The 19,510-nt window shown below is 69.7% G+C and carries 19 protein-coding genes and 1 pseudogene; 11 read left to right on the forward strand and 9 right to left on the reverse strand.

What is annotated here, in order from left to right; genetic code table 11:
* Positions 1 to 7: 7 nt before the first annotated feature.
* The 3 genes from AC3RX1_RS11135 to AC3RX1_RS11145 all read left to right on the forward strand — a co-directional run bounded on the left by AC3RX1_RS11135 (position 8) and on the right by AC3RX1_RS11145 (position 3,391).
* A complete protein-coding gene (locus AC3RX1_RS11135) occupies positions 8 to 1,198 on the forward strand; it encodes a bifunctional 2-methylcitrate synthase/citrate synthase (RefSeq protein ID WP_491501303.1) in 1,191 nt (396 codons plus the stop codon).
* 136 nt (positions 1,199 to 1,334) lie between these two features.
* Complete coding sequence (locus AC3RX1_RS11140) at positions 1,335 to 2,474, forward strand: acyl-CoA dehydrogenase family protein (RefSeq protein WP_491501304.1); 1,140 nt, start codon at positions 1,335 to 1,337, stop codon at positions 2,472 to 2,474.
* Between the two features lie 140 nt (positions 2,475 to 2,614).
* On the forward strand, positions 2,615 to 3,391 hold the full coding sequence (locus tag AC3RX1_RS11145) for an enoyl-CoA hydratase-related protein (RefSeq protein WP_491501305.1): 777 nt from the start codon (positions 2,615 to 2,617) through the stop codon (positions 3,389 to 3,391).
* A gap of 113 nt (positions 3,392 to 3,504) precedes the next feature.
* On the opposite strand, the gene AC3RX1_RS11150 is transcribed toward AC3RX1_RS11145, so the two are convergent.
* Positions 3,505 to 4,800: an MFS transporter gene (locus AC3RX1_RS11150; protein ID WP_491501306.1), complete on the reverse strand. Its 1,296-nt coding sequence runs from the start codon at positions 4,798 to 4,800 to the stop codon at positions 3,505 to 3,507.
* Positions 4,801 to 4,851: 51 nt separating this feature from the next.
* On the opposite strand from AC3RX1_RS11150, the gene AC3RX1_RS11155 reads away from it, so the two are divergent.
* The gene (locus AC3RX1_RS11155; RefSeq protein ID WP_491501307.1) at positions 4,852 to 5,379 is read left to right on the forward strand and encodes a winged helix-turn-helix domain-containing protein; all 528 of its coding nucleotides are present in this window, start codon (positions 4,852 to 4,854) and stop codon (positions 5,377 to 5,379) included.
* A gap of 27 nt (positions 5,380 to 5,406) precedes the next feature.
* Here AC3RX1_RS11155 and AC3RX1_RS11160 read toward each other — a convergent pair whose 3' ends face one another.
* From AC3RX1_RS11160 to AC3RX1_RS11180, 5 genes are all read right to left on the reverse strand, one after another.
* Complete coding sequence (locus AC3RX1_RS11160; RefSeq protein ID WP_491501308.1) at positions 5,407 to 6,171, reverse strand: ABC transporter permease; 765 nt, start codon at positions 6,169 to 6,171, stop codon at positions 5,407 to 5,409.
* The gene (locus AC3RX1_RS11165) at positions 6,168 to 6,986 is read right to left on the reverse strand and encodes an ABC transporter ATP-binding protein (RefSeq protein WP_491501309.1); all 819 of its coding nucleotides are present in this window, start codon (positions 6,984 to 6,986) and stop codon (positions 6,168 to 6,170) included. Before AC3RX1_RS11165 ends, AC3RX1_RS11160 begins: the two co-directional genes overlap by 4 nt.
* On the reverse strand, positions 6,983 to 7,351 hold the full coding sequence (locus tag AC3RX1_RS11170; RefSeq protein WP_491501310.1) for a DUF1048 domain-containing protein: 369 nt from the start codon (positions 7,349 to 7,351) through the stop codon (positions 6,983 to 6,985). Before AC3RX1_RS11170 ends, AC3RX1_RS11165 begins: the two co-directional genes overlap by 4 nt.
* Positions 7,348 to 7,752, reverse strand: coding sequence for a PadR family transcriptional regulator (locus AC3RX1_RS11175; RefSeq protein WP_491501311.1), 405 nt, complete (start codon positions 7,750 to 7,752; stop codon positions 7,348 to 7,350). Before AC3RX1_RS11175 ends, AC3RX1_RS11170 begins: the two co-directional genes overlap by 4 nt.
* Positions 7,753 to 7,917: 165 nt before the next feature.
* Positions 7,918 to 8,454 carry a MarR family winged helix-turn-helix transcriptional regulator gene (locus tag AC3RX1_RS11180; RefSeq protein ID WP_491501312.1) on the reverse strand — a complete coding sequence of 179 codons (537 nt, stop codon included), beginning with the start codon at positions 8,452 to 8,454 and terminating at the stop codon, positions 7,918 to 7,920.
* Positions 8,455 to 8,553: 99 nt separating this feature from the next.
* Here AC3RX1_RS11180 and AC3RX1_RS11185 point away from each other — a divergent pair, with 99 nt between their 5' ends.
* From AC3RX1_RS11185 to AC3RX1_RS11210, 6 genes are all read left to right on the forward strand, one after another.
* Positions 8,554 to 9,330, forward strand: a complete 777-nt coding sequence (locus AC3RX1_RS11185) for an electron transfer flavoprotein subunit beta/FixA family protein (protein ID WP_491501313.1) — start codon at positions 8,554 to 8,556, stop codon at positions 9,328 to 9,330.
* Positions 9,331 to 9,340: 10 nt separating this feature from the next.
* Positions 9,341 to 10,306: an electron transfer flavoprotein subunit alpha/FixB family protein gene (locus tag AC3RX1_RS11190; protein ID WP_491501314.1), complete on the forward strand. Its 966-nt coding sequence runs from the start codon at positions 9,341 to 9,343 to the stop codon at positions 10,304 to 10,306.
* A gap of 767 nt (positions 10,307 to 11,073) precedes the next feature.
* On the forward strand, positions 11,074 to 12,156 hold the full coding sequence (locus tag AC3RX1_RS11195) for a cytochrome b/b6 domain-containing protein (RefSeq protein WP_491501315.1): 1,083 nt from the start codon (positions 11,074 to 11,076) through the stop codon (positions 12,154 to 12,156).
* A gap of 183 nt (positions 12,157 to 12,339) precedes the next feature.
* The gene (locus AC3RX1_RS11200) at positions 12,340 to 13,608 is read left to right on the forward strand and encodes a sensor histidine kinase (RefSeq protein ID WP_491501316.1); all 1,269 of its coding nucleotides are present in this window, start codon (positions 12,340 to 12,342) and stop codon (positions 13,606 to 13,608) included.
* Complete coding sequence (locus AC3RX1_RS11205) at positions 13,596 to 14,273, forward strand: response regulator (protein ID WP_491501317.1); 678 nt, start codon at positions 13,596 to 13,598, stop codon at positions 14,271 to 14,273. Before AC3RX1_RS11200 ends, AC3RX1_RS11205 begins: the two co-directional genes overlap by 13 nt.
* A complete protein-coding gene (locus tag AC3RX1_RS11210) occupies positions 14,270 to 15,154 on the forward strand; it encodes a DUF4097 family beta strand repeat-containing protein (RefSeq protein ID WP_491501318.1) in 885 nt (294 codons plus the stop codon). The genes AC3RX1_RS11205 and AC3RX1_RS11210 overlap by 4 nt, the downstream gene beginning before the upstream one ends.
* Before the next feature lie 137 nt (positions 15,155 to 15,291).
* Here the strand turns inward: AC3RX1_RS11210 and AC3RX1_RS11215 are convergent, their stop codons facing one another.
* The 3 genes and pseudogenes from AC3RX1_RS11215 to AC3RX1_RS11225 form a co-directional block, all read right to left on the reverse strand.
* Complete coding sequence (locus AC3RX1_RS11215) at positions 15,292 to 16,071, reverse strand: coenzyme F420-0:L-glutamate ligase (protein WP_491501319.1); 780 nt, start codon at positions 16,069 to 16,071, stop codon at positions 15,292 to 15,294.
* A 1-nt stretch (position 16,072) separates the two neighbouring features.
* Complete coding sequence (locus tag AC3RX1_RS11220) at positions 16,073 to 16,579, reverse strand: GNAT family N-acetyltransferase (RefSeq protein WP_491501320.1); 507 nt, start codon at positions 16,577 to 16,579, stop codon at positions 16,073 to 16,075.
* A 383-nt stretch (positions 16,580 to 16,962) separates the two neighbouring features.
* Positions 16,963 to 17,825, reverse strand: a pseudogene (locus AC3RX1_RS11225) (restriction endonuclease); the annotation flags it as partial.
* Positions 17,826 to 17,969: 144 nt separating this feature from the next.
* Between AC3RX1_RS11225 and AC3RX1_RS11230 the strand changes: the two are divergent.
* Positions 17,970 to 19,442, forward strand: coding sequence for an HNH endonuclease signature motif containing protein (locus tag AC3RX1_RS11230; protein WP_491501321.1), 1,473 nt, complete (start codon positions 17,970 to 17,972; stop codon positions 19,440 to 19,442).
* Positions 19,443 to 19,510 lie beyond the last annotated feature (68 nt).

Here is a 19,510-nt window from a genome sequence, read left to right on the forward strand (position 1 = left end):
GAGCGTCATGACCGACACCGACATCAAGAAGGGCCTCGCCGGGGTCACGGCCGACTACACCGCGATCAGCAAGGTCAACCCGGAGACGAACTCGCTGCTGTACCGCGGCTACCCCGTGCAGGAGCTGGCCGCGACCCAGCCGTTCGAGGCCGTCGCGTATCTGCTCTGGCACGGCGAGCTGCCGACCGACGAGCAGCTCGCCGAGCTGCGGGCCACCGAGCGCCGGTATCGCGCGCTCGACGACAACGTGAAGCAGGCGATCGACCTGCTGCCGGTCGCGGCGCACCCGATGGACGAGGTCCGCACCGCGGCATCCGTCATCGGCGCGGACGACACCGCCGGGATCAGCAACGTGCTCGACGCCGTCGGCACCCCGGAGGAGAACCTCGCGCGCAGCGTGCGCCTGTTCGCGGCCCTGCCGGCGATCGTCGCGTATGGTCAGCGTCGACGCCGGGGTGAGGATGCGGTGGCCCCGCGCGACGACCTCGACTACGCGGCGAACTTCCTCTGGATGACGTTCGGCACCGAGGCCGACGAGGTCGTCGTCGACGCGTTCAACCGCTCGATGATCCTGTACGCCGAGCACTCGTTCAACGCGTCGACGTTCACGGCGCGCGTGATCGCCTCGACGCTCAGTGACCTGTACTCGGCCGTCGTCGGCGCGATCGGCGCCCTGAAGGGCCCGCTGCACGGTGGCGCGAACGAAGCGGTGCTGCACATCTTCACCGAGATCGGGTCGGCCGACAATGTGAAGCCCTGGCTCGACGAGGCGCTCGCCGCCAAGCGCAAGATCATGGGTTTCGGGCACCGCGTCTACAAGCGCGGCGACTCTCGCGTGCCCACGATGAAGGCGGCGCTCGACTCGCTCGTCGAGCACTACGACCGCCCCGACGTGCTCGCCCTCTACGACGCCCTGGAGTCGGAGTTCGTCAGCCGCAAGGGCATCTATCCGAACCTCGACTACCCGTCGGGTCCGGCCTACGACCTCATCGGGTTCGACACCCTCACGTTCACGCCGCTGTTCGTCGCCGCGCGGGTCACCGGGTGGACGGCGCACATCATGGAGCAGCAGGCGTCGAACGCGCTGATCCGCCCGCTGTCGGCGTACAACGGACCCGACGAGCGGCACATCGCCGGGTACGTCGCGGACGACGCCGCGGTCGAGGCCGCGCAGCGCCCCGAGGAGGCCGCCGACTGACCGGCGCACCGGCGGCGAATGGTGGACGACCGGTGAGATAGTCGGACGTCCATGTAAAATGGTGGCGATGCCGATGGGGGCATCGGCGCGGCCGAGCCACAAGCGAACCGCGTGACGATCGACAGGCGGAACCACCATGAGCATGACGACGACCGAAGAGCAGCAGGCGATCCTCGAGGCGGTGCGCGACTTCGCGCAGAGCGCCCTCGCCCCGCACGCGCAGGAGTGGGATCAGACCAAGCACTTCCCGCGCGAGACCCTGCGGAGCGCCGGCGAGCTGGGCCTCGGCGGCATCTATGTGCGTGAGGACGTCGGCGGGACCGGTCTCGGTCGCAGCGAAGCGGTGGCGATCTTCGAGCAGCTGGCTCAGGGCGACCCGTCGATCGCGGCGTACATCAGCATCCACAACATGGTCGCGTGGATGATCGACACGTTCGGCACCGACGCCCAGCGCAGCGAGTGGCTGCCGCGCCTCGTGACGATGGGCGAGCTCGGCGGCTACTGTCTCACCGAGCCGGGGGTCGGGTCGGATGCCGCAGCCCTGACGACGAGCGCGATCAGAGACGGCGACGACTACGTGCTGACGGGCGTCAAGCAGTTCATCTCCGGCGGAGGCGAGGCATCCGTCTACGTCGTCATGGCGCGCACCGGCGAGCCGGGCGCCCGCGGCATCACGGCGTTCATCGTGCCCGACGGGCTGCCGGGCCTGTCATTCGGAGCCAACGAGAAGAAGATGGGCTGGAACGCGCAGCCGACGCGCCAGGTGATCTTCGACGAGGTGCGGGTACCGGCCTCGGCGGTGCTCGGCGAGGTGGGCAAGGGGTTCAAGATCGCGATGCAGGCGCTCAACGGCGGCCGTCTGAACATCGCCGCGTGCTCTATCGGGGGCGCGCAGTGGGCGATGGACAAGGCCATCCGCTACGTGCACGAGCGGTTCACGTTCGGCGAGCCGCTGGCGGAGCGGCAGTCGGTCGTGTTCGCGCTCGCCGACATGGCGACGAAGCTCCAGGCCGCGCGGGCGCTGGTGCGGGATGCGGCGGCCGCCCTCGACGCGCACGCGCCCGACGCGGCGATGCAGTGCGCCATGGCCAAGCGCTACGCGACCGACGCCGGCTTCGAGGTCGCGAACGAGGCGCTGCAGCTGCACGGCGGTTACGGCTACCTGCAGGACTACGGCATCGAGAAGGTGGTGCGCGACCTGCGCGTGCACCAGATCCTCGAGGGCACGAACGAGATCATGCGGGTGATCATCGGCCGCGAGCTGATGGGCGCGTGAGCCGCGCGGAGCGTGCCGGTCGCGGAGCGAGCGACCCGCCACAGGTCGCGGAGCGAGCGACCCGCCACAGGCCCTTGAGCGAGCGGAGCGAGTCGAGACGAGCTGCGCGCGTCGCCGCCCCCGCGTGACACGATGAAGTCATGACTGAATACTCCACGATCCTGGTCTCCACGCGAGGGCGCGTCGGCTGGATCACGCTGAACCGCCCAGAGGCGCTCAACGCGCTGAACTCGCAGGTGTGCGCCGACGTCGTCGCCGCGGCCACGGCGTTCGACGCCGACCCCGAGATCGGCGCGATCGTCGTCACCGGTTCGGAGCGTGCATTCGCGGCGGGCGCCGACATCAAGGAGATGGAGTCGAAGACCGGGCTCGACATGGTCATGGGCGACCACTTCGGCGGATGGGTGGCGTTCGCCGCCGTCCGCACGCCGGTGATCGCCGCCGTCGCCGGATACGCCCTGGGAGGCGGGTGCGAGCTCGCGATGATGTGCGACATCATCCTCGCCGCCGATTCGGCCAAGTTCGGCCAGCCCGAGATCAACCTCGGGGTGATCCCGGGGATGGGCGGCACGCAGCGCCTGATCCGCGCGGTCGGGTACTACAAGGCCGCCGAGCTCGTGCTCACCGGGCGGATCATCGGCGCGGAGGAGGCGGAGCGCGCCGGGCTCGTGTCGCGCGTCGTGCCGGCCGCCGACCTGCTCGACGAAGCGGGGAAGGTCGCCGAGACGATCGCGTCGAAGTCGCTGCCGAGCCTGTTCGCGGCGAAGGCGGCGCTCGACGGCGCGATGGAGACGCCGCTGGCGGAGGGGCTGCGGCTCGAGCGCCACGTGTTCGCGAGCCTGTTCGACACGCACGACCAGAAGGAGGGCATGGCGGCCTTCCGCGAGAAGCGCGCGCCCTCCTTCGAGAACCGCTGACGCGGCCCGCATCCGTCGGGGCGATTCCCGTCGCCGCACCGCCCGACTGAGCCGTTGGCCCGCCGCCGCACGGCACGGCCGCGTCGGACCGCTCGCCTGTCGCAGATCGACCGTCACTCGGCCGCGGAAGGTCGATTCGCGACAGGTGAGCGGTCGGCGACGTCGGCGAGGGCGGATGCCTCGGCCCGCTGCGCACGGAGGATCGCGAACCCCGCCACGGCCATGGTCGCGGCTCCCGCGATGCCGGCGACGATGAACGTCGGGCGCGGACCGAGGAGGGTGTTCGCCACGCCGCCGAGGCCGAGCGCGATGAGCGACGCCGTGCGGGCGAGCCCGCCCAGCGCCGCCGACACGCGACCGCGCTGGGCATCGGCGGTCCGTGACATGAGGAGCGCGCCCGTGGCCGCATTGCCGGTGCCGAACGCCGCCACCATGGCGGTGAGGCAGACGGCGTAGAGCCAGAAGCCCGGCGCGACGCCCATTGCCACGAGGAGCACGCCGGCGGATCCGAACGCGACGGCCACCGCTCGTCCGCGGACCGTGTCGCTCGCCAGCCGTCCCGCGATCGCCGCGCCGATCAGGCCGCCCGCGCCGGCGAAGAACTCGCTGAGCCCGTACTGCCAGTTCGTGGCGCCGAGTGCGTCGCGCACGAGGAACACTTCGACCGGGTTCACGCCCTCGACGAGGACGACGAACACCAGGATCGACGCGAACAGCGGCAGCAGGATGCGGTCGCGTGCCACGATCCGCAGTCCCGCCGTCCAGCCGGTGTCGGTGCGGTTCGTCGCGTCCGGTGCGTCCGGCGCTGGTTCCGGCGCGGGCGCGATCGCACCGTGGCGGCGGGTGCGGATGACCAGGGCCGCGGCGGCGAGCACGAGGTAGGTCGCAGCATCCGCCCAGAAGCCCCAGGCGACGTCGTCGAGCGTGACGAGGAGTCCGCCGAGGCCGGCGCCGATGGGCGACGCGACAGCGGCCAGCCCCTGCTGCCAGGAGACGGCCTTGCCGATGCGCTCCTCGCCCACGATGCGGGGGACCAGGGCGCTCCACGTCGGTTGGGCGAACGCCTGCGCGAGCGAGATGACGACGCCGCTGACGAAGATCATCACCGTGTCTGGGGCGAAGCCCAACGCGGTGACGGCTGCGGCCTGCACGAGCGATGCGGCGACGAGGACCACGCGCGAATCCATCGTGTCGGCGACGCGTCCTGCGACGCCCATCGTCGCGATCGCGGGGAGCACGAGTGCCGCCAGGAACGCCGCGACACCGAGCGCTCCCGCGCCGCCGTTGTGCAGCAGCAGGATCGCGGCGATCGACGTCACCGAGGTGCCGGCGGTGCTCAGCGCGCGGGCGCCGAGCGCGATGCGCGCATCCCGGATGGCCCAGACCGAGTTCTGAAAGGATCGCTTCACAATTTATGAAGCATATGCTTCACGAGGCGCCGGCACAAGTAGACTGCGATCGTGCGCGGCGATCCGATCAAAGTGACCGAGTTGGGGCAGATGCGCGCGGCGATGCATCCCGTGCGCTGGCGCGTGCTCACCGAGCTCTTCGACCGGACCGAGACGCTGACGGCGACCCAAGCCGCCGAGCTGACCGGACTGACGCCGTCTGCCATGAGCTATCACCTCAATCAGCTCGCGCGCGCCGGATTCATCGAGCGCGACGACTCGGGGGATGCGCGCGAGCGCCCCTGGCGGGCACGGGGGAGCGGCCTGGAGATCTCGGCGCAGCCGGATGCCGCGATGGGCCGCGCGATGATGCAGAACGTCCTCGCCGAGATCACGCGGCTGTTCTCGGCGGGTCCGCCGACGAGCCCGGACGGCACGCCCTGGCCCTCGTCCTTCACGCACACCCAGCTGCATCTGACGAAGGAGCGCGCGAAGGAGCTGCACCGGCGCATCCACGAGGTGATCGACGACTTCGACGGCGACGAGGAGGGGCCCGAGCACGAGATCTTCTGGATCCAGGGCGTCCATCCGACCGGCTGAGCGTCGCGCTGCGCCCGCCGACCGCGGCTAACCGCGCCGGCGGCGGTACACCGCCATGGCGGCGGCGTACGCGACCACGAGGATGCCGAGACACCAGGCGAGGGCGATCCAGATGTCCGCGCCCACCGGCTGCTGGGCGAACAGCGCCCTGATCGAGTTCACGATCGAGGTGACCGGCTGGTTCTCGGCGAACCAGCGCACCGGCCCCGGCATCGTGGCGGTCGGCACGAACGCCGAGCTGATGAACGGCAGGAAGATCAGCGGATAGGCGAATGCCCCGGCGCCGTCGACGGACTTCGCCGTCAGTCCCGCGATCACCGCGAGCCAGGTCAGGGCGAGGATGAACAGCACGAGAATGCCCGCGACCGCCAGCCATGCCCCGATACCGGCGCCGCTGCGGAAGCCGAAGAGCACCGCCACCGCCATCACGACGACGACCGATATGAGGTTCGCCACCAGCGACGTGAGCACGTGCGACCACAGGAAGCCGCTGCGCGCGATCGGCATCGACTGGAACCGCTCGAAGATCCCGTCCTTCAGGTCCATGAACAGCCGGTACGACGTGTACGAGACGCCGGACGCGACGGTGATCAGCAGGAACCCGGGCACCATGTAGTCGATCGACGACTGCCCGCCGGTGTCGATCGCGCCTCCCAGGACGAACACGAACAGCAGCATGAGGGCGATCGGGGTGATCACCGTCGTGAGGATCGTGTCGAGACTGCGCGTGATGTGCTTGAGCGAGCGGCCCGTGAGGACGGCGGTGTCGCCGAAGAAATGCGCCGTGGTCATGATCGTGCTTCCTTCTGTGCCGGGGTGGCGGATGCGTCATCCGCCGTCTCGTCTCCTTCGTCGCCGGTCTCGCCGGTGAGGGCGAGGAAGATCTCCTCCAGCGAGGGCTGCTTCTCGACGTACGTGACTTCCGCCGGCGGGAGCAGCTTCTTCAGGCCTTCGAGAGTGTCGTCGACGATGATCCGGCCCTTGTGCAGGATGGCGATGCGGTCGGCGAGCTGCTCTGCCTCCTCGAGGTACTGCGTGGTCAGCAGCACCGTGGTGCCGCCGGCGGCGAGCGTCGTCACCGTCTGCCACACCTCGATGCGCGCCTGCGGGTCGAGACCTGTCGTCGGCTCGTCGAGGAAGATCACCGACGGTTCGCCGACGAGGCTCATCGCGATGTCGAGCCGTCGGCGCATTCCGCCGGAGTACGTGGCGGCCCTGCGGGCGCCGGCCTCCGTCAGCGAGAAGCGTTCGAGCAGCTCGTCGGCGATCCGCTCCGGGTGGGGGAGGTGCCGCAGGCGGGCGACGAGCGCGAGGTTCTCTCGCCCCGTGAGGATCTCGTCGACCGCGGCGAACTGTCCGGTGAGGCTGATGGCAGAACGCACGCGCGCCGGGTCGGCCGCCACGTCGACGCCCGCGACCACAGCGGTCCCCGCATCCGCCTTCAGCAGTGTGGACAGGATGCGGATGAGCGTCGTCTTGCCGGCGCCGTTGGAGCCGAGCAGCGCGAAGATCGTGCCGGGTGCGACGTCGAAGTCGACGCCGCGCAGCACCGACAGATCGTTATAGGCCTTGGTGATGCCGCGAACGGCGATTGCGGGAGTGGTCATGATCCTTCGCCCTCCTTCTCGGCTCGGGTGATGGTCTCGTTCAGGCGCTTGCGCTCCTTGCTCACCCACGCGTCCTCCGCGTAGTTCGCGAGGAACTCGGTCGCGAACTCGACGGGGTCCTCTCCGACGATGGTGCGGATCGGCGTCTGGTCGGCAGCAGCCTGCTCGAACAGGTCGGCGAGGTCCTCCAGCATCCGCACCAGGGTGTCGCCCTTCGTGATCGCGCCGGTGTACATGACGTACCGCTCGACGCCCTCGGCAGCCGTGCGGTACGGGGCCGGCAGCGCCTTGACGCGGGCCTTGTATTCCTTCCACCGGCGCTTCTCGCTGAAGTCGCCGATGATCTTCTCGATGAAGTTGCTCATTGCTTCTCTCCCTGCTTGTTGTCCCTGTGCCCATCGGCACTGTCTGAATCGGCACCGTCTGAATCGGCACCGTCTGAATCAGTCCCGTGGAGCTGTTCGAGGCGATTCACGAGGAAGCCCCATGTCGCCCAGAACTCGGTGAGCTGTGTCTGTCCCGCCGCGTTGAGGGAGTACACCTTGCGCGGTGGCCCCTTCTCGGACGGCACCTTCTCGACGTCGACGAGGCCGCGCTGCTCGATGCGCACGAGGAGTGCGTAGACGGTGCCCTCGGCGATGTCGGCGAAGCCCTGGTCGCGGAGCCACGCCGTGATCTCGTAGCCGTAGGCGGGCCGGCGCGACAGGATGGCGAGGACGATGCCCTCGAGGACCCCTTTGAGCATCTCGGTGGCCTGCTTGCCCATCGGAACCTCCCCTTGCTACTCAGTGATGATGACTACCGGTAGACAGTAACACTGAGTACCGGTAGATAGCAACACTGAATACCGAGGAGCGCGACGACGACGTTCGGGAACGCTGAGGTCCCTGGGCGACGGCGCGCGCAGCGCGACGGAGTCGAAGGGCTCCGGTCAGAGAGGATCGGGTGTCGGGCGGGGGTCGTCGAAGTCGCCCGCGTTCTGCCGCATCCGTGCGACGAGACCGACGAGCTCCTCGACCTCGTCCCGTTCGAGGCCGGGATGCTCGAAGACCTCGGTGTTCAGCGCGGCGGTCGCCCGTTCGGAGAGGTCGCGCCCGGCCTCCGTCAGGACGATGAGCGTGGCGCGGCCGTCCTCGGGATGCGGCTCCCGGCGCACGTGACCCGACGCCTCGAGACGGTCGACGGTGTTGGTCACGCTGGTGGGGTGCACCTGGAGACGAGCGGATGCGGAGGCCATCGGCATCCGTCCGCCGCGCGTGAAGCGCAGCAGCGTGAGCAGCTCGTAACGCGCGAAGGTCAGCCCCAGGGGCTTGAGCGTCGCATCGACGCGGGCGAGGAGGATCTGCTGCGCCCGCATGATCGACGTCACGAGGGTCATCCCCGGCGCCGCGTCGGTCCATCCGTGGGCGAGCCACTGGCGCTTCGCCTCGGCGATGGGGTCGACGGGCAACCGTTTCACGCGAGCCACAATCACCTCCGGGGATCCGATCCCACCGTAGTCGGTTCCCCACTGCCGACTGTGACGGGCGGGCGCCCTGCATAGACTCGGAGAAGACGAAGGAGAGCCATGAAGATCGTCGTCCTGGTCAAGGAAGTCCCGGATACCTACGGGGACCGCAAACTCAACCTCGAGACGGGGCTGGCCGAGCGCAGCGCGAGCGAACCCGTGCTCGACGAGATCGGCGGGCGCGCGCTCGAGGTCGCGCTGGCGTACGCCGACAAGAACGCGGGCACCGACGTCGTCGTGCTGTCGATGTCGCCCGAGTCGGCGCAGGCCACGATCCGCAAGGGACTCGCGATGGGCGCAGGATCGGCCGTGCAGGTCGTCGACGAGCACCTGCTGGGCGCCGACCTCGGGCTCACCGCCGAGACGCTGGCCGCGGCGATCCGCGAGATCGGCTTCGACCTCGTGATCACCGGCAACCAGTCGACCGACGGCAACGGGGGTGTGCTTCCCGCCATGATCGCCGAGATCCTCGATGTGCCGCAGGCGACGAGCCTCAACTCCGTCGAGATCACCGATGCCCAGGTCGCCGGGGAGCGCGCCATCGACGGCGGCACCGCTCGCGTGACCGCGGACCTGCCCGCCGTGATCTCGATCACGGAGCGCCTCCCCGACGCGCGCTTCCCCAACTTCAAGGGGATCATGGCCGCGAAGAAGAAGCCGTACGAGACGCGCTCGCTCGCCGACCTCGGCATCGATGCACAGGATGCCGCGGCATCCCGTTCGATCATGACGGCGATCGCCGAGAAGCGCGCGCGTGAGGCGGGCACCAAGATCGTCGACGAGGGCGATGCCGGCGAGAAGCTCGCCGAGTTCCTGATCCAGAACCGACTCGCCTGAGGTGACCCAGATGGCTGATTACGCTGCAGACTCGATCCTCGTCCTGCTGGACGTGACCCCCTCCGGCGAACTCGCGAAGTCGTCGGCCGCGCTCCTCGGCGCAGCCGCGGGCATCGGCACGCCGGTCGCGCTCGTCGTCGGCGACGAGAAGCTGGCGGATGCGGCAGCCGGCCTCGGGGCGGCACGAGTGCTGGTCGCGGGCCCCCGCGACGGCCTGACCGTTCCCGTCGTCGATGCCCTCGCGGCGGCGACCGAGCTCGTGCAGCCCGACGCGATCCTGCTGTCGCACTCCGTCGACGGCCGCGACGTCGCCGGCCGTTACGCCGCTCGCACCCGTTCCGCGCTCGCCGTCGACGCCGTCGGGGTCTCGCGCGACGAGGAGGGGGTCCTGGCCCACCACTCCGTGTACGGCGGGATGTACAACGTCGACTCCGCCGCCACGTTCGGCGCTCCCGTGATCACCCTGCGACAGGGGGCGGTCGACGCCCGCGCCGAGGCGCAGCCCGTCGCCGTCGAGGCGCTCGAGGTGACCCCGTCCGGCCGGCGGGCCGCGGTGGTCGAGTCGGTGCAGGAAGCCACCGAGACATCGTCGCGCCCCGAGCTGCGCGGGGCCGCGAAGGTCGTCTCGGGCGGACGCGGACTCGGTTCGGGCGACAAGTTCTCGCTCGTCGCCGAGCTCGCCGACGTGCTCGGCGCTGCGGTGGGCGCCTCGCGCGCCGCGGTCGACGCCGGATACGTGCCGCAGTCGTACCAGGTCGGCCAGACCGGGGTATCGGTGTCGCCGCAGCTGTACATCGCGCTGGGCATCTCGGGCGCGATCCAGCACAAGGCGGGGATGCAGACGGCGAAGACGATCGTCGCGATCAACAAGGACGCCGACGCGCCGATCTTCGACATCGCCGACTTCGGCGTCGTGGGAGACATCTTCACCGTCGTGCCGCAGCTCATCGAGACGCTCAAGGCGCGGAAGCAGTAGCCGTGGCGACATACGGTGGCGGCCTCCGCCGCGGTCTTCCACGCACCCCCAGCGGCGAGCCGTGGCCCCCGGCCAGCGAATCCCCGGTCGCCGAGCCCGCGCCGCGGGTCGAGCCGACGGCCGAGGCCGTGCACGGCGTGGGCCCTGAGACTGCTCAGGTCCCCGAGCGCCCTTCGACTTTGGACTTCGCCCCTCGCTCAGCAACCGCGCAGCGAGTCGACGAGCCGGTCGTGGCGGTGCCCGGTGGCGGCCCTTCGACTCGGGACTCCGTCCCTCGCTCAGGGACCTCAGTATCGGCGACCGCGCTGCGTCGGGGCCTCCCGCGCACACCTGGTGGGGAGCCGTGGCCGCCCCTCGGGACTGAGGTCCCTGAGCGCCCTTCGACTCGGGACTTCGTCCCTCGCTCAGGAACCGCGCAGCGAGTCGAAGGGCCGGTCGCGCCCGCTCAGGTCCCTGAGCGCCCTTCGACTCGGGACTTCGTCCCCCGCTCAGGGACCTCGATGTCGGAAGCCGCGGTCCGCCGCGGTCTCCCGCGCACGCCCGGCGGGGAGCCGTGGCCGCCCGCCGACTTCGTCCCGCGCTCCGCCCGCGTCGAATCCGCGCAGCGAGTCGAGGCGACTCCCGCTGAGACAGATTCGGCCGTCGAGCGACCGCAGGAGGTCGAAACGGCTCACCACGCTCCGGCGGTTCGTCGGGGTCTCCCGCGTCCGGGAGCCGCGCCGACTCCCGCGGCACCCGCTCCGGCCGAACCCTCTGCCACCCCCTCGGTGAGCACCGGCCGGGCCGCCGCATCCGTCGCCGCACCGGCGCCCGCACCCGCACCCGTCGAACGTGCACCGCTGCCGTTCGAGCAGACGGTCTTCGTCGGCGCGGCGGCCGAGCAGTGGCAGGCCGACCGGGCGCGCACGATCCCCCGGCGCACCCCGATCACACCGCCCGAGCCTCAGCGTTACGGCCCCTTCACCCGTGGTCAGTGGGTCGGCGCGGCGATCGTCGCGCTCATCGCCCTCATCGGCGCCTTCGGCATGCTCGTGCTCGCGACCCGCTGGTTCCTCAGCCTCGATTTCATGCGCGACTTCCTCGCGACGTATCCAGGGGCCTACGAGCTGCCGGAGTCGGCACCCGTCGGCTTCCCGGCCTGGCTGAACTGGCAGCACTTCCTCAACATCTTCTTCATGGTGCTGATCATCCGCTCGGGCCTCACCGTGCGTCATCAGAAGCGCCCCGACGTGTTCTGGAGCCCGCGCACCGATCCGAAGCGCAAGATCAGCCTCGCACTGTGGTTCCACCAGTCGCTCGACATCCTCTGGCTCGTCAACGGCGTGCTCTTCATCGTGCTGCTGTTCACGACCGGGCAATGGATGCGGCTCATTCCCACCAACTGGGCGGTGTTCCCGAACGCCGTGTCGGCGGCTCTGCAGTACGTTTCGCTCGACTGGCCGATCGAAGACGGCTGGGTCAACTACAACAGCCTGCAGCAGCTCGCCTACTTCGCCGTCGTCTTCCTCGCCGCCCCTCTCGCAGCGATCACGGGCGTGCGGATGAGCGGGGTCTGGCCGAAGAACGCGAAGGCGCTGAACAAGGCGTACCCGGTGGAGCGGGCCCGCGCGGTGCACTTCCCGACGATGCTCTTCTTCGTGCTGTTCATCGTCGGCCACGTCACCCTCGTGTTCGCGACCGGGGCGCTGCACAACCTCAACAGCATGTTCGCGGCGAACGGCGGCGGCACGTGGATCGGGTTCTGGTTCTTCGTCGGCGCGATGGTGATCGTCGCGATCGGCTGGATCGCCGCGCGTCCGCTCGTTCTCGCACCCATCGCGAAGCTCTTCGGCCGCGTCAGCGGGCGCTGACCCCGGCGCTGACGCTGCCCGGGGACTGCTCACCTGTCGCAGATCGACCTCCATCGCACGAGGGAAGGTCGATGTGCGACAGGCGAACGGTCCGGGAACCGAGGCCGACCGGGGGATAACCCGACACAGGTTGGGGTGATCGCCGCGCTGTGATGACGGATGCGTCGCCCCTAGCGTGGAGTCATGACCACAACCATGACCGCAACGACACCGCGCGTGTTTACCCCGATGCGCGTCTTCGGCGCCATCGCGCAGCTCGCGCTCGTCGGCGTCGTCTGGGCGGCCGTGTTCGGCGTGCTCATCGCGATGCTCGCCGCCGGCGTCGGCCTGCTGTTCGCCCTCGGCATCGGCGTGTTCGTCCTGCTCGCGTTCGTGTACGCGCTGTACGGCTTCGCCTGGATCGAGACCGCACGCGTCGACGGCCTGTACGGCTTCGGCATCACCCCGCTGCGTCCTCGCAGCAGCGGCCAGCCGGGGTTCGCCGGCTGGCTGCGCACCGTCTGGCTGCAGTTCATCGACGGATCGATGTGGCGCGGCATCGCCAACGCCGCCGTCGCCGCGGTGCTCGGCTGGGCGACGCTCTCGCTGATCTCGATCGGCGCATCGGGCATCGCCATGGCGTTCACGCCGCTGCTGCACGGTGACGGCGAAGCCGTGCGTCTGCAGGGCAGCGGACTCGACATCCCCGCCGCGTGGGCCGTGGGTGTCGGCATCATCGCCGCCGTGGCCGCCATCGCGGGACTCATCGGCCTCGCCGCACTGCACGGGGTGATCTCGCGCGCGATCCTCGTCCCTTCACGCGAGGCGCAGCTGGCGGAGGTCGCCCGCACGTCGCAGGCGCAGCGCGTCGGCGCGGTCCACGCCGCCGACGTGGAGCGGACGCGCATCGAACGCGACCTGCACGACGGCGTCCAGCCGCGACTCGTCTCGGTGGGGATGACGCTCGGCCTGGCGCAGCAGAAGATCGACTCCGACCCCGACGCTGCGCGGGCGCTCATCGCCGAGGCGCACACCTCGACGAAGGCCGCCATCACCGAACTGCGTCAGCTCGCCCGCGGCATCCACACCTCGGTGCTCGACGACCGCGGCCTCGACGCGGCGCTGTCGGCCCTCGCGGCCCGCTCGCCGGTGCCGGTGATGCTCGACGCGCGCCTCACCGAACGGTGCAGTCAGCCGGCCGAGGCCGCCGTGTACTTCGTGATCGCCGAGACGCTGACGAACGCCGCGAAGCACTCCCGAGCCGCCGAATGCCGCGTGGTCGTGCGACAGCGCGAGGGTGGCACGCTGTGGGCGCGCATCGAGGACAACGGCATCGGCGGGGCGAGGATCGTCCCCGGCGGAGGACTGGACGGACTGTCGAACCGGGTACTGGGAGTGGGCGGCACGTTCCGCCTCGACAGCCCCGCCGGCGGTCCCACGAGCGTGGAGGTGAGCGTCCCGTGCGCATTCTGATCTGCGAGGACTCGGTCCTCCTGCGCGAAGGTCTCGTGCGGCTGCTGGAAGACGCCGGCCACACCGTGGTCGCCGCCCTCTCCGACGCCGAGAACCTCGACGAGGCAATCGACGCGACCGACCCGGAGCTGTGCGTCCTCGATGTGCGACTGCCGCCGACGCGCACCGACGAGGGGATCCGGGCGGCACTGCGCATCCGCTCCGTCCGGCCCGACCTGCCGATCCTCGTGCTCTCGCAGTACGTCGAGGAGCGGTACGCGTCCGACCTCATCGCCGGCCGCGGGGGAGCGCTCGGCTACCTCCTGAAGGACCGGGTGGCCGACGTCGCCGACTTCGTCCAGACCGTCGAGCAGATCGCGGCCGGGGCGACGGTGTTCGATCCCGAGGTCGTCGCGCAGCTGCTGAGCCGACGGGCGCAGGACGAGCGGATGCAGCGGCTCACCGACCGTGAGTCCACGGTGCTCGCTCTGATCGCCGAGGGCAAGTCGAACCAGGCCATCGCGCAGACGCTGTTCATCACCGAGGGCAGCGTCGAGAAGCACATCACCTCGGTGTTCCAGAAGCTCGACCTCGAACAGGACGAGGCGGGCAACCGGCGGGTGCTCGCAGCACTCGCGCACATCGCGCACAGCGGCGACGCGCCGCAGTCAGGAGACCTCTCATGAGCACGAACGACACGATGGGCGTCCCGCCCGTCCCGCCGGCCACGACCTCGCCGACGGCCCCGCCTCCGCAACGCCCGTCGAGCGGTGCCCGCACCGTCGCGATCGTCGCGATCGTGCTGGGTTCGGTCATCGCCGTGGGAGGAGTGGCGTCCGCCGCGGCGACGACCCTCGTCTCGAGCGCCGTGCACACGAGCAGCCGTACGGTCGACGTCGTCGGCATCGATCAGCTGGATGTCGACCAGAACGCGGGATCGCTGCGCGTGGAGTACGCCGATGTTCCCGAGGCGACGCTCACGGTCACGTCGGGCCTCGGCGCCGACCGGTGGACCCTGCGCCGGGACGGGAGCGAACTCGACGTGCACGCTCCCGACCGCTCGTTGTGGGGCTGGACGTTCGGCTTCACCTGGGGCGGCTTCGGCGATCACAACGGCCGGGCGGTGCTGCAGCTCCCGTACCGGCTGCGCGGGGTGGATGCCTCCTTCGACGTGTCGGCAGGTGAGCTGACGGTGAACGGCGACTTCGGGCGCCTCGATCTCACCGCCGGGGCCGGGCGTCTCACGGCCGAGGGCTCGGCTCAGGAGCTCACCGCCGACATGAACGCCGGTCGTGCGGAGTTGAACCTGTCGGACGTGCGCCGGGCCGATCTCGAGGTCAGCGCAGGCGACCTCGACGCGACCCTCTCCGGCATCCGTCCGGACCGCCTGCAGCTCACGGCGAGCGCCGGATCGATGCAGGTCACGGTCCCGCAGGGCGAGTACGACGTGACGGCCGACACCTCGGCCGGCTCGTTCGACAACCGGATCGGCTCGACGCCCGGCGCGGCGAACACGGTGCAGGTGGATGTCTCGGCCGGTCGAGTGGTGCTCGACTCCGCCGATTGAGAGAGGGCCCGTTGAGAAGGCCGGCCGAAGGGTCCGGCTGACCCTGCCGACCGCAGAGGAGATCGAGTGAAGGTCCCGGTGCGCCGACGCCCTTGTCGGCCACCGGGCGTCTCGATGCCCGGGGAGGGGGAGGGATGTCAGCGGCCGGGGCCGTTCTCCTCCCACACCTCCTCGACGCCGGCGGCGTAGCCGAGGTCGTAGGCCTCGTCGGCGCCGAGCCGGAACATGTCCCGCTCGGCGGGACGGACGATCGACCGGGCGCCGGGCAGGTCGAGGTCGCCGACGAGATCGGCGCGTCCGCGCACGATCGCCACGGGGAGTCGCGAGGCCTTGCCCTTGACGAGGTCGGCGGCTGCCGCCAGCTCGTCGGCGACACACGGCATCGTGACGACGAGGGGCCGGCCCTCGGCATCCGCCCGCCCGCGCAGGTCTTCGAAGACGCGCACGCCGGCGGCGCCGATCGCCATGTCGGTCTGGCCCTCGCGCCAGGCGCGGCCGAGGGTGTCGGAGACGATCACGCCCACGCGCACGCCGAGCCGCTCGTGCAGCCCTTCGGCGATGGCGCGTGCCGACGCATCCGGATCCAGAGGAAGCAGCAGCACTGTTCCGACCGGGGTGTTCGACGCATCCACTCCCGCGGCGGCCGCGATGATGCCGAGCCGGTTCTCGACGATGCGCGTCGTGTGCCCCGAATCGGAGGTGCGGGATGCGACGACCCGCACGGTCTCGGCGGTGATGGCGTCTTCGCGGTCGTCGGCCGCGACGGTGCGGCCCTCGGCCTTGGAGACGATCTTCGACGTCACGACGAGGATGTCGCCGTCCTGCAGGCTGCCCGCCGCGGCGACGGCGATGACCTGCACGAGGTCGTCGCCCTCGGTGATCTCGGGGATGCCCGCCAGGGCCTGGATCTGCAGCACGTCAGCGGACGAATCGAACCTCGGTGAGCTGTTCGCCGAGGAACGGCTCGGTGTGGCTCGCGCCGTCGAGGCGGAATCCGTTGCGCTCGTAGAAGCGGTGCGCACGCGGGTTGTCGTCGGCCACCCAGAGGTACAGCGGCTCGCCCTCCTCGACCGCCGCGTCGAAGAGACGCTTGCCGATGCCCGTGCCGTGGAACTTCTCGAGCAGATAGATGAAGTACAGCTCCCGGTTGCGGGGAGCGTCCTTGTCACGGGCCGGACCCGAGCCGACGAAGCCCACGATCTCGCCGTCGACGAGGGCGGCGCTCATCTTGAACTCCGGCCCCTGCACGGCCCAGTGGGTCCACAGCTCGGCGAGCCGCTTGGGGGAGACGCGCTCGAGGGCGGCCTCGCTGATGAGGTGGTCGTACGTCTCGTGCCAGCAGGTCGCGTGGACCCGGCCGAGTGCCTCGGCATCCACATCGCGGACCGGACGGACGACGATGTCGGTCTCCAGTTGCGCATCCATGTCGAGACTCTACGCGGGGAGGGCGTGGGGAGGAAATCGGGTGTCGGGATGCGTCCGGACGCCGCGCTCAGGGGCGGACGGATGCGGCGTTTCGGCTGCCAGCGGCCGGGGTGGATTGTGCGCCCGATTAGCTCGGGACCGCCAGGTACGACGCTTCACAGGTACCTAAGCGACCAGAGTGGAAGGTAAACCCCCAGCTGGCGACACTCGTAGGAAGCCGTCACACGCAGGGAGTATCGAGACTATTCTCCGGCGAAGAAGTCCTCGTCGACCTTGACGATCTCGATGACGCGCGCGGTCTGAACGCCGACCTTGTGACGCATCATAAGAGAGGTCAACCGGTCGCCGTCGACGAGTGCGACGTCTTGCTGCACTCGCCTCGCTGCATCGATGGCTTCAGCCGAGAAGTGGCTGGTCGTGAAGAAGACTCCGACGCTTGCGCCGCGCGTGGCAAGCGCACCGACGAACTCCTGGATCTTGGGGCGACCCACGGTTGCCTCCGCATAACGCTTTGCTGAACGTAGATCTTGCTGAGCCCGAGCTCGTCCCGGTCGATCACACCGTCCAATCCGCCGTCACCTGACCCGGCCAATGGGGCCATCCTTCCGTCCCGTCCGTAACCCATCTTGACCAGGAGCGTGCGCACCACTCGTTCGAATTCGAACGGATCGCTCTCCTTGAGACGTTGCAGCAATGTCGACTTGGTGTCCTCTGCCATGAGTTGGATGCCGGAGCTGATGAGCTCCTCGGGGTCGGCGTCCTCAACGTCGATGGCGAGACGCGTGACCTCAGAAGCTTTGCGGACCTTCGTGGGCACGTACTCTGCGTATGCAGGCACCGCTTTCAAGACGTGTTCGTCGATTGAGCCGGGATGATCGACGAGGAACTGCCTGCCGGCCGGGGTAATGCGGAACCGCGCTCGTTCCGGGGCTTCAATCAGCTGCGCTCGGCGCAACCCCGAGGTCGCCCACCCGATGCGGTTCATCGCCCGCCCTTGACCGGAGTCGAGCATCTCACCGAGCTGATCCGACGTGAGTCCAACCTTCGCGCTGACGCCACGTTCCATGTCGCGCTTGGTCCAGGTCTCGCCGTTGGAGAGCACTTCGAGGATAGGACGGATGAAGGCAGGCCACCGGGGGATCGTCGAGACCGGGACAAAACCGGATGCGGGATCGGTCATGGTTCTCCTCGGACACGCGTCGTGCATTGCTGGAAGACGCGAAGAGCGAATGGAATGACTTCGCATCAACCGCGTTTCCGCAGCCAACGATATCCGACCCGCGCCTCCCCAATGTCGAGTGAAGAGCCCATCCGAGACGTTCTCCACAGTTCCGGATCCGTGGGTTGATCGGCGGTTTCGGTGTCGGTGGTGGTCGTCACAATGGAGGGTATGGAGAACACGAGGGTCATGTTGGAGGGGTTGCGTGAGCAGCTCGCCACGGTCGTGGCCGGCGTGTTCGCCGACGCCACGATGCACGCCGCGTCGGATGTGGATCTGCTTGAGGCGGTCACGGCCGCGGGGGATGTGCAGCGGCTGGTGGAGGCGGTGCTGGTGGAGAGTGTCGCGGAGATCGTGGAACGGTCCCGGCAACGGGACCGGGCGGAACGGCTGACCACCCGGGTGGGCTGTCATGACGTGAACGAGCTCGTGCAGCGCCTCACCCGGTGCGGCCCGCACACCGCGGCCCGCCTGGAGAACGCGCAACGCGGTGTCGCCACCTGGTGGGACCCGGTCGGTGGGGAAGGCCGGCCGGCGAAGCTGCCCGCGATGCGGGACGCGTTGCGCGACGGGCACGTCGGCGTCGACGGGGTCGTGGCGGTGGCCGGGCCGATGCTGCGGATGCGGGACCGGGTGGACCGGTTCCAGGTGCTGGCCGCCGATACGGCGATCGCCGCGTTCGCCCGCGGCGACGGCCCAGACGACGAACCGGCGGCATCGGCGGATCTGCTGCGGGTGCAGGCGGAGATCTGGTCGTGCGCGTTGGATCAGGACGGCGACGAACCCGCCGACCGGGACACCGCCCGGAAGCGGTCGTTCGTGCTCGGGACACCCAAGGACGGGCTGGTGCCCTTCCACGGCAACGCCGTGCCGGAACTGGCCGCGCAGATGCAACGCATCCTCGACGCCATCAACTCCCCCTACGTCAACTCTGACCCGTCGGCTGAGCAGGACGAGGCCACCGTGCCGGGTGGTGTCCGGTTCACCGCGAACACCGACGGGTCGGGCGGCCTGGGAGAGCGTGATGCGGAGGGGGCGTGGATCGATCCACGCACCCGGGTGCAGAAGCAGCATGATGCGCTCGCGTCGGCCCTGTTCGCCGCCGCCGCGTCCGGGACCCTGCCCACCATCGGCGGTGCGGCCCCGACGCTGCTGGTCACGGTGAACGCCACCGACCTTGCCCGCGGGGCCGGGTGGGCGTTCCTGGAGGGGATCGAGCAACCGGTATCGATCAACACTGCGACGCACACCGCCTGCGGCGGGGTGCTGCAACGGGTGGTCCTGGGAGACAACGGGAAGATCGTGCAACTGGGGACCCCGGAACGGGTCTTCAACGCGAACCAGCGCAAGGCGATCACCGTCCGCGACGGCGGATGCATCATCCCCGGATGCGGGATCCCCGCCGCCTGGTGCGAGATCCACCATGTCCTCGACTACGCCAAGGGCGGACCCACGCACACGGATAATGGAGTCTTGTTGTGCTGGGGTCATCACCGGTTCATCGACACCGGGCCATGGGAGATCCGGATGAACGACGGGGTCCCCGAGATCCGCGGACCCGCCTGGTTCGACCCCGCACGGCGATGGCGCCGCCCCACCAAATCCCGTACCCGACTCCTCCAACTCATGCGACAACGCACGTGAACGGGAAGCGGGAGACTCGGCGCGAACCGGCGTCCGGCTGTCCGGATCCCACAACCGATTGCCGGGTC

This window comes from Microbacterium altimontanum, assembly GCF_058349865.2.